Raw genomic sequence first — 14,385 nt, forward strand, 5'->3', positions numbered from 1 at the left:
AAGGATCCGGCTGGGGCTGAGGGCTGCCTGGGCCTCACCGGGAAGGCGGCGAGGCCGGCCAGACGCCTTCCGGCACCGGACGGTCACCCCTGCGTCACGGGGATGTCGACGGGGAGCCGTAGCGTCCGGGGCATGACCGGACTCCCCCTCCTCGCCACCGACGACGTCCAGCTGCGCTGGGCCCGTCCCGAGGTGCTCGACTCGTCGCGGCACCGGATGCTCCGCCTCCTGACCCTCGCCGAGCGCCTCCGCTACGAGGCGACCGGGCGTCGCGAGACCCGCGACAGCTTCCTCCTCGGTCGCGTCCTGGTGCGCGAGCTGGCTGCCGAGACGCTCGGCATCGACCCGCTCGAGGTCGTCGTGGACGCCCGCTGCGACCGCTGCGGTGGGCCGCACGGCCGCCCGGTGCTCGGCGGTGAGCACCCGGCTCTCGAGCGGATGCGGATCAGCATCGCGCACTGCGACGGTGCGGTCGTCGCTGCACTCGCCACCGGACGTGATCTCGGCATCGACGCCGCTCGCACGCGCACGGTCCGCGACCGCGTCGCCTCGGGCGAGGCGACGGCGGAGCAGATCCTGCACGAGCTGCGCGCGCAGGCGGTCGCGAAGGCCGACGGCCGGGGCGCCTCGAGCGACGAGCCGGTGCGCTTCCGCACTCGCGAGGGCGCGACGGAGGCGTGGATCGAGGGGTCCGAGCGCTACTTCGCCGTCTCGGAGCCGATCGTGCACTCCGCGCTCGTCGTCACGCTCGCGGTCGCGCAGGCCTGAGGGCCTCGCTCACTCGAAGAGCGAGAGGGTGAGCGTCGAGCGGTAGGCGCCAGCGGCGATCGAGCGTTCGGTCGCCAGGAGCAGCTCGGCCGTCGCTGACGCCGTGACCGGGCCGCCGGACGCCGCGAGCAGGACGGCGTCGCGCAGCCCGTCGCCTCCGTCGAGCGCGGACAGCACCCGCTCGCCCGCGCGACCCCCTGCGGGCTCGCCGACGAGCGACGGCGTCCAGCCGAGGTGATCGCCTCCGATCGTCGACCGGCCGGCCGCGCTCACGAAGTCACCGGCCGAGGCCAGGACGTACCAGCCCGCGGAGCCCGCCCCGCGGGTGTCGGTCACGGTGACCGTGGGGAGCGCTCCGCGGAACTCCCGCCGCTGCGCGCCCGCCTCCGCCTCCTGCAGCTGCGCCGCCGAGCTCGCGACCGTCATGGCCAGCGCGCCCGGGCCCGCCGGCGGGTCGATCGCGACCCCGACGTCGATGCCGTCGGCGTCTCTCGGCTCGGGGTCCCTCGGCTCGGAGTCGCTCTCCGCGGAGTCCTCGCCGTCGACGATCCGCTCGGGAGACTCCGCGTCCGGGGTGCCCGTCGCGCGGGGAGCCGGCGTTTCGCCGACGCTCGAGTCCTCCGCACCCGCGTCCGCGCCTGGGCAGCACGGGATGCCGGGCGCGGTGTCGTCGTCGCCGCGGGGCATCGGCGTGCTTTCGGCCGTCGGCGTGAGCGTCGGAGTCGCGGCGACGACCGCCTCGGCGCTCGGCTCGGGCGCGGTCGCCGCCTCCGGAGCGAGCGCGGCCGAGGCGAAGACGACGGCCAGCGCCAGGGCAGCGGTCGGGACGACCACCGAGAGGGCGGCGCGGGTGGTGCGGATCACAGGCTCTGCCGTTCGTCGGGTCGGGAGGAGCACCGACCTGTGATTCCTATCAGCCGCCCGGACGCCGAGGGCACCCCTCGTCCGGGTGGAGCCGACCGCCGCGCGGGCACGCCGAAGAGGAGGGCGGATCGCGGCCCGCCCCTCCTCCTCGTCGCTCGGATCAGCAGCTGCGAGCCGGGTACGCCACCGTCTGCTCGAGGGTGGAGCCGCCTCCGCTCGCGGTCACCACGACCTCACCGGCCGGCATGGTCGCCTGCCGCGTGCTGAAGCCGTGCGTCGCGTTCGAGCCGGCGGCGACTCCCGAGAACGACTTCTGCCCGTAGGTCGAGCCGAACGTCATGCCGAGCGGGCCGGACTCTCCGTTGGCCGCCGTCACCGAGAGGATCGCCTTGCCGGCCACGCAGCGCGACGAGACCGATGCGGTGACCTTCAGCGCCGGTGCCGCTGTCTCGGGGACCACGATCTCGGTGATCTTGAGGTACGAGTTCGGGGTCGAGAAGGTCAGCTTCAGTCCGGTCGCCGAGACCGCGGTGAACGGGATCGTCGTCAGCGACCCGTTCGCGGCGGGTGCCACGTTCTGGGCCGAGGTCGGCTTCCACGTGCCGTCGGCCGCGCGGTAGGCGACGCTCACCGAGGCGAGCGTGCCCTCGGTGTTGGTGAACGTCAGACCCGAGACGCGGTGCGCCTCGGTGTTCGTCAGCGTGAAGTCGGCGCTGCCCGCGAACGTGCCGTCGGTCCAGGTCGACCACGCGGTGGTGACGTTGCCGTCGCACGCGTTGGCCGCGGGGAGCGTCGCCCACTTGGTCTGGCTGAACGACGCCGAGACGGCGGCGCCCTTCACGCGGCAGACGTTCACCGGGGGCGCGGTACCCCAGATCTGCACCTCCGCGATCGACTGCCAGGTGTTCGCGGTGGTCGTCAGGTGCAGGCGCAGCCCGGTGGTGTCGGGGAGCGACGACAGATCGAGCACCACCGTCGGAGCGGCGTCGGTCGCGGTCTGCGAGAGCGTCGCGCTGACCGAGCTCGCCGTCCACGCACCGTTGACCTGGTACTCGACCTCGATGCGCGAGGGCCACGTGGCGGTCGCGCCGTCCTTGAACGCGTGCACCGTCACCGAGTCGAGGTTCTGCGGCGAGCCCCACGAGAAGGCGAGGCGGCTGTCGCGCGGGTACCCGGAGCCCGACCAGTCGTCCCAGCCCTTGGCCTCGGTGTCGCCGTCGATCAGCTTGGGGGCCAGGTCGCTGCGGCTCGAGACCGTCAGCGATGCTCCGGGTGCCAGGTTCGCGATGCCGGGCTCGGCGACCTCGATGGTGCGCGTGAAGGTGCGTCCCGTCGCGAACTCGGAGTCGGCGGCGAGGACGCCGGTGACCTGCAGCATGCCGAGTGCCGCGGGGCCGGTCGGCTTCCAGGTCACGGCGACGTCGCGGGTACCGGTGCCGGTCGTCACCGACACCGTCGCGGGCAGCACGGCGGCGACGTCGGCGTTCCTCCGCACCGTGTCGGGAAGGCGGTCGTCGACGACCGACCAGGTGCCGGTTCCGACGCCCTTGTCGTCCCAGTAGGAGGCGTCCCAGCCGGTACCCCAGCGGGCCGGGTCCTCGGCCGCGGGGTTGCGCATCTCGAGCCGGCCGTTCTCACCGACCGTCATCGGCAGCCAGACGTAGGTCGAGTCGGAGGCGCCGTCGTTCCAGCGGTCGCCCATGTAGACGTACTTCCCGGGCGCGAGCGTCAGGACGTTGGTCGACTGCGAGCCGAAGGTGGTGCCCCGCGCGTCTCCGATCGACAGGCGTCCGTCGCCGCCCTCGGGGATCGCGTTGTAGGCGACGTTCTCGTTCGCGTCGGCCTTCTCGACGCCGCGGATCCACGGGCCGAGGATCGAATCGGCGGTGTAGTAGGTCTGCTGGTTGGGCGCCCAGCCGGTCGCTCCGGAGGCGATCGTGTAGTAGGTCCCGCCGTTCGCGAAGATCGCCGGCGCCTCGAGGTGACCGCACTCCTTCACGATCTGGAAGTCGGTGCCGCGCACGGGGGCGCCCGCCTTGCCGTCGGCGAAGACGGAGGGGTACTTCCCGTCGGCCGAGTACTGGTGGGCGTTCAGAGTGTCCGTCGACGTGGTGCGCTCGACGTTGGTGAAGCTCGCATCGAGCTTCGCGACGTAGAGCGTGTAGTTCTCCTCGGAGGAGTAGGAGATGTAGGCGGTGCCGTCCTCGTCCTGGAACACGGTCATGTCGCGGGCCTGACCGGGCACGGCCGACGACGTGCAGGCCTGGTAGTTCGAGCGGTTGTAGAGCCGGTAGACGCCCTGGAGCGTGAACGGACCAGTCGGGCTGTCCGACACCGCGACTCCGGCCATCGACCGCGCGTAGGTGCTGCCGCCCGGCGTGGTGCGTCCGTCGGAGTGCCACCACATGACCCACTTGCCGGTCTTCTCGTTGAAGAGGACCTTCGGCCGCTCGAAGATCGCGGTGTTGGGCGAGGACTGGGTGGTGTCGAGGTGGTAGTCGAGCTCGGCGATGCGGTCGGCGCGCGGCTGGCCGGCGTCGTCGACCGTGTCGTAGAGCGCGTCGAAGTAGGGCGCCGTCAGGTCGTCGGGAGTCGAGACGCTGCGCAGCGCCGTGCCCCGGTTCTCCCAGTTGTGGCCGTCGGTCGAGCGGTAGACCGCGACTCCGGGGCTGTTCCAGTACCCCTTGGTGCGGTCCTCGCCGTACCAGTACTGGACCTGCGCTCCGCCCTCCTCGACCGTGACGATCTGCCCGCCGTGCGCCTGGATGTGGCGGCCGTCGGTGTCGTACCAGTAGGGCTGGAAGTAGCCGGCCGCGCCGAGGCCGGGGTCGGCGACAGCGGGGTAGTCGGTGTAGGTCGGCGGCGAGCTGGTGCGGGGGACTCCGTCGTTCGGATCCGTCACCACCCCGGCGGCCGCCGCGGGCTGCGCTCCGACTCCGAGAAGCGCCGCGACCAGCAGAGCCGCCACCGCCGCTCCGGCCGATCGTGTACGAGACGTCATGCTGTGCTCCTTTGCACGGGACCTGCGCGGATGTTCACGCAAACATTCCGACTTCACCGTACATGGTGACGTCAACATCGCGCGAGGGAGAACCGCGGCCGCGGCTCAGGAGGAACCGCCCTCCCGAGCCGCGAGGCGTCAGCGCGGCGCGCGCACCGTCGCGAGCGAGTCGACGTGCAGCGGCCCGGTCTGCCAGCGGGCCGCGAACGTGCCGGTCTCGGGCGAGACCCGCACGTGCAGGCGGTGCGGCGTCTCGACGAAGATCACGTCGACCAGCAGCGAGCCGTCGGCCGCGCGGCCGGCGCTCGCCGAGTGCGCGTCGCGGGTGACCCACTCGCCCGATCCCGGCGCGAGCACGAGCCGCTCGTCGCTTTCGATCAGCGAGATCGTCCAGGAGTCGCCTCCCGAGACCTCGACCGCGGTGATCGACGCGATCTGCGAGTCGTCGGCGGGGGAGTACCGGCCGGGCTCGGGCGACTCCGCGAGCCCCTCGAGCGCAGGCAGCGCGAGCGAGCCCAGGCGCTCGGACAGCCGAGCGTCCGCGTCCGCCGTCGAGGGCCGCCCGACCGCGGGCAGCAGGTGCTCCCACACGCTCGAGAGGAGCGTCTCGGTATCGCTGGTCTGCCCGGTGATCGCGACGACGAGGTCGTGCTCGGGCAGGATCAGGCTGAACTGGCCGTACGCGCCGTCGGCGCGGTAGCCGTGCAGCGACCGCCAGAACTGGAACCCGTAGCCCTGCTGCCAGTCGGGCCCGCCCGCCTCCGCGGTGGTGACGTGGGCGGTCGACGCCTCGGCCACCCACTCAGCGCTCAGCAGCTGCTCGCCGTTCCAGCGACCCTCCTGCAGATAGAGGAGTCCGAGCTTCGCGGCGTCCTCGGTCGTCGCGTGCAGTCCGCTGTAGCCGATCTCGCGGCCCGAGTCGTCGCGGATCCAGGCGACCTCGCCGATGCCGAGCGGATCGAGGAGCCTCGGTCGCAGGTACTCGAGCAGCGAACCGCCGCTCACCCGCTGCACGACCGCGGCGGCCGCGAAGGTGCAGGGCTGGTTGTAGGCGAACAGGCTGCCCGGCTCCTCCTCGGGGGGAGTGAGGAGGAAGCCGCGGACCATGTCGACCGGATCGACCTCGCGCGCGCGGTCGATGGTCTCGGCCCGGTGGCCGCTCGCCATGGCCAGCACGTCGCGGAGGCGGATCGAGCGCGATCGAGGGTCGGTCACCTCGGCGTCGAGCTCGGGGAAGAAGGAGAGAACGGTGTCGTCGAGATCGAGCAGCCCCTCGGCCGCGGCGAGGCCCACCGCGGTCGAGGCGAAGCTCTTGCTGAGGGAGTAGAAGAGGTGCAGGCGCTCGGGGGTGTACGGCGCCCACCAGCCCTCGGCGATCACCTGGGCGTGGTGCACGATCACGAGTCCGTGCAGCTCCACCCCGTCGGCGGCGTCGAGGGCGTCGAGCAGATCGAGGACGCCCTCGGCGTCGATGGACGTGGCGGAGGGGGTGCTTCTCGGCAGTGAGACGGTCATCCCCCGATGCTACGGCGGGCTATGCGTCCCGCTGGGTCGGGAAGGGGCCGAGCCCGAGGAGGAAGCGCAGGATCTCCTCCGCCGGCGCGCGGACCGCGGGGCCCAGGCCCAGCGTCCACTCGGCGTCGGTCGGGGCGAGCGAGCGGCCGCGGATCGCCGCTCGGATGGGCAGCGGTGCGCGCTGCATCCGGTCGAGTGCGACGGCACCCGACAACCGCGAGGGCAGCTCGAGATCGGAGGAGAGGGCGAGCTCGACGCGGACGACCTCGACCAGTTCGGCGACACCGTTCGGGCCGCCGCCGGCGCGACGGGCGGAGGAGAGAGCAGCGAGGGCCGAGGGGATCCCGCCGGGCGGAGGAGGGGACGCGGCCTCGCGCGCGCCGACGCGGGTCGCGAGGCGCTGGCCGGTGCTGCTCGAGAGCCGCACGACGAGATCTCCGAGCAGTGAGACGGCGCTGGCCGCCTCACCCTCCGCGGGGGAGGGGGAGGCGGCCAGCGTCGCAGCAGCCAGGACGGCGAGCCGATCGAGCCGATCGGCGACGAGGGGGCGCCAGTCGTTGCTGACGCCCGACTCGTCGGCCGAGGGCCCGATGCTCAGCGGCAGGAACCGCGACCAGTCGGGCACGGAGCCTAGCGCCCGCCCGAGCGGCGCTTGTTGTAGACGTCGAAGGCGACCGCGAGCAGGAGCACGAGGCCCTTGACCGCCTGCTGCCACTCGATGCCGATGCCCATGATCGACATGCCGTTGTTCAGGACGCCGATGATGAGACCACCGAGGATCGCGCCTCCGATGGTGCCGACACCGCCCTGGACCGCCGCGCCGCCGATGAAGGCCGCCGAGATGGCCTCCAGCTCGAAGCCGTCGCCGGCCTTCGGGCCCGCGAGGTTGAGGCGCGCGGTGAAGACGAGGCCGGCCAGCGCCGCGAGGACGCCCATGTTGACGAACAGCCAGAACGTGACGTTGCGGGTCTTGATGCCCGACAGCTCAGCGGCGTGCAGGTTGCCGCCGATCGCGTAGACGTGGCGGCCGAAGACCGAGCGGTTCATCACGACGCCGTAGACCAGCACGAGCACGGCCAGCACGATCAGCGTGACCGGGATGCCCTTGAACGAGGCCAGCGCGAAGGCGAAGGCGCCGATGACGAGGGCGACGAGGACGAGCTTCGTCACGAACCAGGCGCCGGGCTCGACACCCTGGTTGTACTGCTGGCGTCCGCGGCGGGTGCGGATCGACTGCACGGTGAACGCGATGATCGCGAGCGCTCCGACTCCGAGCGACAGCGGGTCGAGCTCGGTCTCGCCGAACAGGTCGGTGAGGAAGCCGTTGCCCAGGGCGCGGTACTCGACGGGGAACGAGCCGATGTTCGCGTTGCCGAGGACGACGAGCGCGAGACCTCGGAAGATCAGCATGCCCGCCAAGGTCACGATGAACGCGGGTATCCCCACGAACGCGATCCAGAAGCCCTGCCACGCACCGACCGCCGCGCCGATGAGCAGCGACAGGATGATCGAGAGCCACCACGGCAGGCCCATGTTGACGGCGAAGACGCCCGACATGGCTCCGACGAACGCGGCGATCGAGCCGACCGAGAGGTCGATGTGCCCGGCCACGATGACCATCACCATGCCGATGGCGAGGATCAGGATGTAGCCGTTCTGGACGATCAGGTTCGAGATGTTCTGCGGGCGCAGGAGGATCCCGTTGGTCATGATCTGGAACAGCAGCACCACGACGATGAGCGCGAGGAAGATGCCGTTCTTGCCGAGGTCGCTGAGCACGTGGCTGATGCGCGCCGTGAACGCGTTCTCGACGGGCTTCACCTGCGCGCCCGCCGCGGTCGACGGTTCGTTCTGCAGATCGGTCATCGTTGCTTCTCCTGAGTCATGAGGGTGAGGACGGCCTCGGGCGTGGCCTCGGCGATGGGCAGCTCGCCCGTGATGCGGCCCTCCGACAGCGCGTAGACGCGGTCGCAGATGCCGAGCAGCTCGGGCAGCTCGGAGGAGATCACGATGATCCCCTTCCCGGCCGCCGCGAGCCGGTTGATGATCGTGTAGATCTCGTACTTGGCGCCCACGTCGATGCCGCGGGTCGGCTCATCCAGGATGAGGACGTCGGGGTCGGAGTAGATCCACTTCGACAGGACGACCTTCTGCTGGTTGCCGCCGGAGAGCTTGCCGGTCTTGGCGAGCACGGTCGGCGACTTGATGTTCATGCTGCCGCGGTACTCGTTGGCGACCTCGAACTCGCGGTTGTCGTCGACGAGTCCGGTCTTGGACACCTTGTCGAGCGAGGCGAGCGAGATGTTCCGCTTGATGTCGTCGATGAGGTTGAGGCCGTAGTGCTTGCGGTCCTCGGTGGCGTACGCGAGTCCGTGCGCGATCGCCTCGGACACGTTGCGCATCTTGATCTCCTTGCCCGCCTTGAAGACCTGGCCCGAGATCCGGCTGCCGTACGAGCGGCCGAAGAGGCTCATCGCGAACTCGGTGCGACCGGCTCCCATGAGCCCGGCGATGCCGACGATCTCGCCGCGGTGGACGTTGAGGTTCACCTTGTCGACCATCACGCGGGTGGGGTCCTGCGGGTGGTGGGCGGTCCAGTCGACGACGCGGAGGATCTCCTCGCCGATGTGCGGCGTGTGATCCGGGTAGCGGTGGTCGAGATCGCGCCCGACCATGTCCTTGATGATCCGGTCTTCCGTGACGTCGTCGTGGGCGATCGTCTCGATCGTCTTGCCGTCGCGGATGACCGTGACGGTGTCGGCGATCTTCTTGATCTCGTTCAACTTGTGGCTGATGATCAGCGACGTGATGCCCTGCTCCTTGAGGTGCAGGATCAGATCGAGCAGGTGGTCCGAGTCCTCGTCGTTGAGGGCCGCGGTCGGCTCGTCGAGGATGAGCAGCTTGACCCGCTTGGAGAGCGCCTTGGCGATCTCGACGAGCTGCTGCTTGCCGACTCCGATGTCCTGGATCTTGGTGGTCGGGTTCTCGCGGAGGCCGACGCGGGCGAGCAGCGCCGCCGCCTCCTGATTGGTCTTGTTCCAGTCGATCAGGCCGGCGAATCCGCGGACCTCGTTGCCGAGGAAGATGTTCTCGGCGATCGAGAGGTAGGGGCTGAGGGCCAGCTCCTGGTGGATGATGACGATGCCCTTGGCCTCCGAGTCGCGGATGCTGGCGAACTGCATCACCTCGTCCTCGAAGACGATGTCGCCCTCGTACGTGCCGTGCGGGTAGACACCCGACAGCACCTTCATCAGCGTCGACTTGCCGGCGCCGTTCTCTCCGCAGATCGCGTGCACCTCGCCGCGCTCGGCGTTGAGGGTGACGTCCTGGAGCGCCTTCACGCCCGGGAACGTCTTGGTGATGCCGCGCATCTCGAGGATGTTCGTGGTCACGTACGCCTCACTCCTTCGTAGTGGGGGAGGGCGCCCGTGCTGGGCGCCCTCCCGTTGTCCTTACCTGTCGTGCGGAGTCGGACTCAGCCGTTGACCTCTTCGTCGGTGTAGTAGCCACCGTCGACGAGGACGGACTGGATCTCGTCCTTGGTCACGATGACCGGCTCGAGGAGGAACGACGGGACGACCTTCTCGCCGTTGTCGTAGGTCTCGGTGTCGTTGACCTCGGGCTCGGTGCCCTCGAGGACGGCCTGTGCCATCGACACGGCCTCCTTGGCGAGCTCGCGGGTGTCCTTGTAGATGGTCGCGTACTGCTCACCCGAGATGATCGCCTTGACGGAGTCGAGCTCGGCGTCCTGACCGGTGATGATCGGGAAGTCGGTGCCCACGGTGTAGCCGGCGTCGGTGAGGGCCGAGATGATGCCGCGGCTCAGGCCGTCGTAGGGCGAGAGGACGCCCTGGATCTTGGTGCCGTCGGAGTACGTCTTGGTGATGATGTCCTCCATGCGGCTCTGGGCGACCTCGGGGTCCCAGCGCAGCGTGGCGACGGTGTTGAACTCGGTCTCGCCGCTGGCGACGACGAGGGTCTTGTCGTCGATGTAGGGCTGGAGGGTGTCCATCGCGCCGTTGAAGAAGAACGTCGCGTTGTTGTCGTCGGGGCTGCCGGCGAAGAGCTCGATGTTGAAGGGGCCGGCGGGGGCGTCGGTCGCCTTCGTGCCCTCGAGGTCGGTCAGTCCGAGACCGGCGAGGAGCGAGGTGGCCTGCTGGACGCCGACCTTGTAGTTGTCGAACGTCGCGTAGTAGTCGACGTTCGCGGAGTCGCGGATGAGGCGGTCGTAGGCGATGACGGGGATGTCGTTCGCGGCCGCCTCCTCGAGCACGCTCGTGAGGGTGGTGCCGTCGATCGAGGCGATGATCAGGGCCTTGGCGCCCTTGGTGATCATGTTCTCGAGCTGCGAGACCTGGGTGGGGATGTCGTCCTCGGCGTACTGCAGGTCGACCTGGTAGCCGGCCTCCTCGAGCTGCGACTTGACGTTGTTGCCGTCGGCGATCCAGCGCTCGGAGGACTTGGTCGGCATCGCGACGCCGACGAGTCCGCCGTCGCCCGAACCGGAACCCGAGTCGCTGCCGCCGGAGCCGCTGGAGCAGGCTGCGAGGGAGAGGATCATCGCGCCACCGGCGATGCCGGCGATGAGAGCGCGCTTCATTGTGGTCACTGTGATTCCTTCGTCATTGAATGCAGTGGATGCTTCGCCACTGTGAGCAGGGTGTGCGGCGATGTGATGGCCATGTGAGCGATCACATTGCGTCAATATAGCCCCGCGGGCGGGTTTCGTGTCAACGCCCGTGTCTCGACTCGATAACGGCCGCGCGACGACGGAACCCGGCCGGGCCACCCCTGCCGGCGTCGGCTGTCAAGCCCCGGCGGGCCGGAAGGGAGCGCCCCTCGCGGGTGTTGTCGATGTCACTGTCGAGAGGACGAGAGACATGACGAAGACCTGGTTCATCACCGGCGCCTCGAAGGGCTTCGGCCGCGAGTGGGCCGAAGCGGCACTGGAGCGCGGCGACAGCGTCGCGGGAACGGCCCGCCGCCCCGAGACGCTCGACGCGCTCGTCGAGCGCTACCCCGACACGTTCCTGCCGATCCGGCTCGACGTGACCGACCGGGCGGCCGACTTCGCCGCCGTGCAGCAGGCCGCCGAGCACTTCGGGCGCCTCGACGTCGTGATCAACAACGCCGGCTTCGGCCACTTCGGCATGATCGAGGAGCTCACCGAGGAGGAGGTCAGGGCGCAGCTCGAGACCAACGTCTTCGGTGCGCTGTGGGTGACCCAGGCGGCCCTCCCGATCCTGCGCGAGCAGCGCTCGGGGCACATCATCCAGGTCTCGAGCATCGGAGGCATCAGCGCCTTCCCGTCGATCGGCGCGTACCACGCGTCCAAGTGGGCGCTCGAGGGCTTCAGCCAGTCCCTCGCCGCCGAGGTAGCCGAGTTCGGCATCCACGTCACCCTCGTCGAGCCGGGCGGGTACTCGACCGACTGGTCGGGAGCCTCCGCCTCGACGAGCGAGCCCATCGCGGCGTACGACGCGGTCCGCGAGGCGGCCTCCCGCCGGCCGACCGCCTCCGTCAAGGGCGACCCGACGGCGTCGCGGATCGGGATCCTCGCGGTGGTCGACGCGGAGGAGCCTCCGCTGCGGATCTTCTTCGGCCGTGCCCCGCTCGGCATCGCCACGGCCGACTACGAGTCGCGCCTGAAGACCTGGAACCAGTGGCAGGACGTCTCGATCGCCGCGCACGGCGACTGAGCTCCCGGGCTCCTAGCGGCGCGCCGCCGCTGCCGTCTGGGTGCGGGGCACCGCCGTCGAGCCGCGGACGAACAGCTGCGGCTCGATCGGCGCGCCCGGATCCGGCCGCTCGCCCTCGATCAGGCTGAGCAGTGCCGCGACGGAGCGCCGGCCGAGCTCGGCGAAGTCCTGGCGGACGCTCGTCAGCGGCGGCCAGTAGAACGCGGCCTCGGGGATGTCGTCGAAGCCGATCACGCTGACGTCCTCTGGCACGCGGACGCCCCGCTCGTGGAAGGCGCTCATCAGCCCCAGCGCCATCTGGTCGTTGGCCGAGAACACGGCGGTGAAGTCGAGGAAGCGCGCGAGCTCGAGGCCCACGCGGTGACCGCGCTCGGCACTCCAGTCGCCGAGGATCGGCGGGCGCAGCGGCATGTTCCGGTGGTCGAGCTCGGCGAGGTAGCCGCGCATGCGCGCCTCCGCCTCGATCCAGTCCTGCGGGCCGGCGAGGTGCACGATCTCGGTGTGGCCCAGGTCGATCAGGTGCGCCGTCGCCATCCGCGCCCCCGCCATCTGATCGACGTAGAGCGCGTCGTCGCGCTCGTCGTCGCTCGTCTGCAGCGTCACGTTCGGGATGCGCAGCGCGACTCCCGAGAGGATGTCGAAGACGCGGATCTGGGGCGCGAGGACCACCAGGCCCTCGACGGCCTGGTTCAGCAGGTGGCGGATCCCCGCCTGGATCGACTCGCCGTCGGTGCCGTCGACGCTCGCCGTCACCACCAGGTAGCCCGCCTCGCGGGCCGCGACCTCGATGGCCTGGAGGCTGGACGCGGGGCCGTACTGGAGGCTCTGCGACGAGAGCACGCCGATGGTGCGCGTGCGGCTGGTGACCAGGGCGCGGGCGGCGAGGTTGGGCCGGTAGTCGAGCCGGGCCATCACCTCGAGCACGCGCTTCTTGGTCTCGGCGCGGAGGCTGGGGTGGTCGTTGAGGACCCGGGAGACGGTCTGGTGCGAGACTCCGGCGGCCTTCGCGACGTCGTAGATGTTGGGCGCGCGGGCCGCGGACTTGTCTTCCGGCATCGGGCACCGCGGCTTCCTGTGATCGGGCGGCGCCTCGAGCGGGGGCCGTCGCGGCCCGCGGCAGTGCGGGGCCGCTGGCTCGCGGGGCGCGTGTGAGCACACCTTACGTCCCCGCGCAGGCGGCGAGCCCCGAGGACGCCGGATCGGCCGGCGCTACGGCTCGACGACCTCGTCGCCGTCGTGGGCGCCGTAGAAGGCCGACTGCCCGCGCATCAGCTCGCGCATCGTGGTGGTCCCGTCGGCTCCGTAGACGGTGCCGACGAAGTCGAGCGTGCGCTGGATCGCCCCGATCTCGTCGTGCCGATCGGGGGGCAGGATGCTCGCCGGGGACCCGACGGCGACCCAGCCGATCGGGACGACGGCGCCCGGCGCGAGGGTGCTGTTCACCTGGACGACGCCGTGGATGCGGACCTCCGCTCCGGCGCCGACGACGCTGCCGGGGAAGAGCGCTGCTCCGGTCGCGAGGAAGGCGCCGTCGCCGACGGTGGTGCCGTTGAGGTGCGCGTGCGGGCCGATCATCACCGCTGATCCGATCAGCGCAGGGTGCCCGGCGCGACCGCGGACGACTGCGTTCTCCATCACGACCGTGTCCTCGCCGACGACGACCGCGCCGTCCTCGGCGCTGAGCACCGCGCCGTGCAGGATCCGCGCGCCGGCGGCGATGCGGACGTCTCCGATCAGCACGGCGGTGGAGGCGACCGACGCGCCGGGATCGACCACGGGCGAGGCGCCGCGATGGCGGAGGAGCATGCGGATCTCCGTTCGTCGCGGACCAGGGTAGCGCGGCGCGGCGGGTAGCGTGGACGGATGCGCCTCCTCCTGATCCGCCACGGACAGACCCCCTCGAACGTCGCCGGACTGCTGGACACCCGCATCCCCGGGCCGGGTCTGACGGACCTCGGGCGGGAGCAGGCCGAGGCGCTCCCGGCGACCCTCGTGGGCGAGGACATCGGCGCGCTGTGGGTCTCGACGATGGTGCGCACCCACGAGACCGCCGCGCCCCTCGCCGCCGCCCTCGGGCTCGAGCCGATCGAGCGCGCCGGTATCCGCGAGATCGCCGCGGCCGCGCTCGAGATGCACGGCGACGAGGAGGCGGTGACCGAGTACATGGACACGGTCTTCCGCTGGGCGGGTGGCGAGACCTCGATCCGGCTGGCGGGCGGCGAGACCGGCGACGAGTTCGCGGCCCGGTACGACACGGTCGTGGCCGAGGCGGAGGCCTCGGGCCACCCGGTCGTCGCCCTGGTCAGCCACGGTGCGGCCATCCGCTGCTGGGCGGGCCTGCGCTGCGCAGGGCTCGATGCGCGCTTCATCGCCGACCACCTGCTCGACAACACGGGCGTCGTGGTCGTCGAGGGCTCGGGATCGAGGTGGGAGCTGGTGTCGTGGGAGGGCGAGCCGGTGAGCGGCGTCGGCGCGGAGGCTCCCTCGGGCCCGGCGGGCGAGACCACCGACTGAGGCCCGCGCGGGCGACGACCCGCG

General features: G+C 70.9%; 12 protein-coding genes. 3 read left to right on the top strand and 9 right to left on the bottom strand.

Features of this window, described 5'->3' with window-relative positions; translation table 11 throughout:
* Positions 1–132 precede the first annotated feature (132 nt).
* Complete coding sequence (locus tag ASG06_RS10425; protein ID WP_056041744.1) at positions 133–768, top strand: 4'-phosphopantetheinyl transferase family protein; 636 nt, start codon at positions 133–135, stop codon at positions 766–768.
* A 9-nt stretch (positions 769–777) separates the two neighbouring features.
* Here the strand turns inward: ASG06_RS10425 and ASG06_RS10430 are convergent, their stop codons facing one another.
* The 7 genes from ASG06_RS10430 to chvE form a co-directional block, all read right to left on the bottom strand.
* The gene (locus ASG06_RS10430; RefSeq protein WP_056041746.1) at positions 778–1,632 is read right to left on the bottom strand and encodes a hypothetical protein; all 855 of its coding nucleotides are present in this window, start codon (positions 1,630–1,632) and stop codon (positions 778–780) included.
* A 160-nt stretch (positions 1,633–1,792) separates the two neighbouring features.
* The gene (locus tag ASG06_RS10435) at positions 1,793–4,633 is read right to left on the bottom strand and encodes a glycoside hydrolase family 43 protein (RefSeq protein ID WP_056041748.1); all 2,841 of its coding nucleotides are present in this window, start codon (positions 4,631–4,633) and stop codon (positions 1,793–1,795) included.
* A 138-nt stretch (positions 4,634–4,771) separates the two neighbouring features.
* Positions 4,772–6,148, bottom strand: coding sequence for a serine hydrolase domain-containing protein (locus ASG06_RS10440; protein ID WP_056041749.1), 1,377 nt, complete (start codon positions 6,146–6,148; stop codon positions 4,772–4,774).
* A 19-nt stretch (positions 6,149–6,167) separates the two neighbouring features.
* Positions 6,168–6,773 (bottom strand): hypothetical protein, encoded by a 606-nt coding sequence (locus ASG06_RS10445; protein ID WP_056041751.1) that lies wholly within the window; start codon positions 6,771–6,773, stop codon positions 6,168–6,170.
* Positions 6,774–6,778: 5 nt separating this feature from the next.
* Positions 6,779–8,014, bottom strand: a complete 1,236-nt coding sequence (gene mmsB / locus ASG06_RS10450; protein WP_056041754.1) for a multiple monosaccharide ABC transporter permease — start codon at positions 8,012–8,014, stop codon at positions 6,779–6,781.
* The gene (gene mmsA, locus ASG06_RS10455) at positions 8,011–9,540 is read right to left on the bottom strand and encodes a multiple monosaccharide ABC transporter ATP-binding protein (protein WP_056041756.1); all 1,530 of its coding nucleotides are present in this window, start codon (positions 9,538–9,540) and stop codon (positions 8,011–8,013) included. The genes mmsB and mmsA overlap by 4 nt, the downstream gene beginning before the upstream one ends.
* 83 nt (positions 9,541–9,623) lie before the next feature.
* The gene (chvE, locus tag ASG06_RS10460; protein WP_056041758.1) at positions 9,624–10,748 is read right to left on the bottom strand and encodes a multiple monosaccharide ABC transporter substrate-binding protein; all 1,125 of its coding nucleotides are present in this window, start codon (positions 10,746–10,748) and stop codon (positions 9,624–9,626) included.
* A gap of 280 nt (positions 10,749–11,028) precedes the next feature.
* Here chvE and ASG06_RS10465 point away from each other — a divergent pair, with 280 nt between their 5' ends.
* Positions 11,029–11,847, top strand: coding sequence for an SDR family oxidoreductase (locus ASG06_RS10465; protein WP_056041760.1), 819 nt, complete (start codon positions 11,029–11,031; stop codon positions 11,845–11,847).
* A gap of 12 nt (positions 11,848–11,859) precedes the next feature.
* Here the strand turns inward: ASG06_RS10465 and ASG06_RS10470 are convergent, their stop codons facing one another.
* Both ASG06_RS10470 and ASG06_RS10475 read right to left on the bottom strand, forming a co-directional pair.
* Positions 11,860–12,903, bottom strand: coding sequence for a LacI family DNA-binding transcriptional regulator (locus tag ASG06_RS10470; protein ID WP_056041762.1), 1,044 nt, complete (start codon positions 12,901–12,903; stop codon positions 11,860–11,862).
* 153 nt (positions 12,904–13,056) lie between these two features.
* Complete coding sequence (locus ASG06_RS10475; RefSeq protein WP_056041764.1) at positions 13,057–13,653, bottom strand: gamma carbonic anhydrase family protein; 597 nt, start codon at positions 13,651–13,653, stop codon at positions 13,057–13,059.
* A gap of 57 nt (positions 13,654–13,710) precedes the next feature.
* Between ASG06_RS10475 and ASG06_RS10480 the strand changes: the two genes are divergently transcribed.
* Entirely contained in the window at positions 13,711–14,361 is a 651-nt protein-coding gene (locus ASG06_RS10480) for a histidine phosphatase family protein (protein ID WP_056041766.1), read from the top strand.
* The last annotated feature ends 24 nt before the right edge of the window (positions 14,362–14,385 follow it).

Source organism: Rathayibacter sp. Leaf185, assembly GCF_001423885.1.
Classification (GTDB): domain Bacteria; phylum Actinomycetota; class Actinomycetes; order Actinomycetales; family Microbacteriaceae; genus Rathayibacter.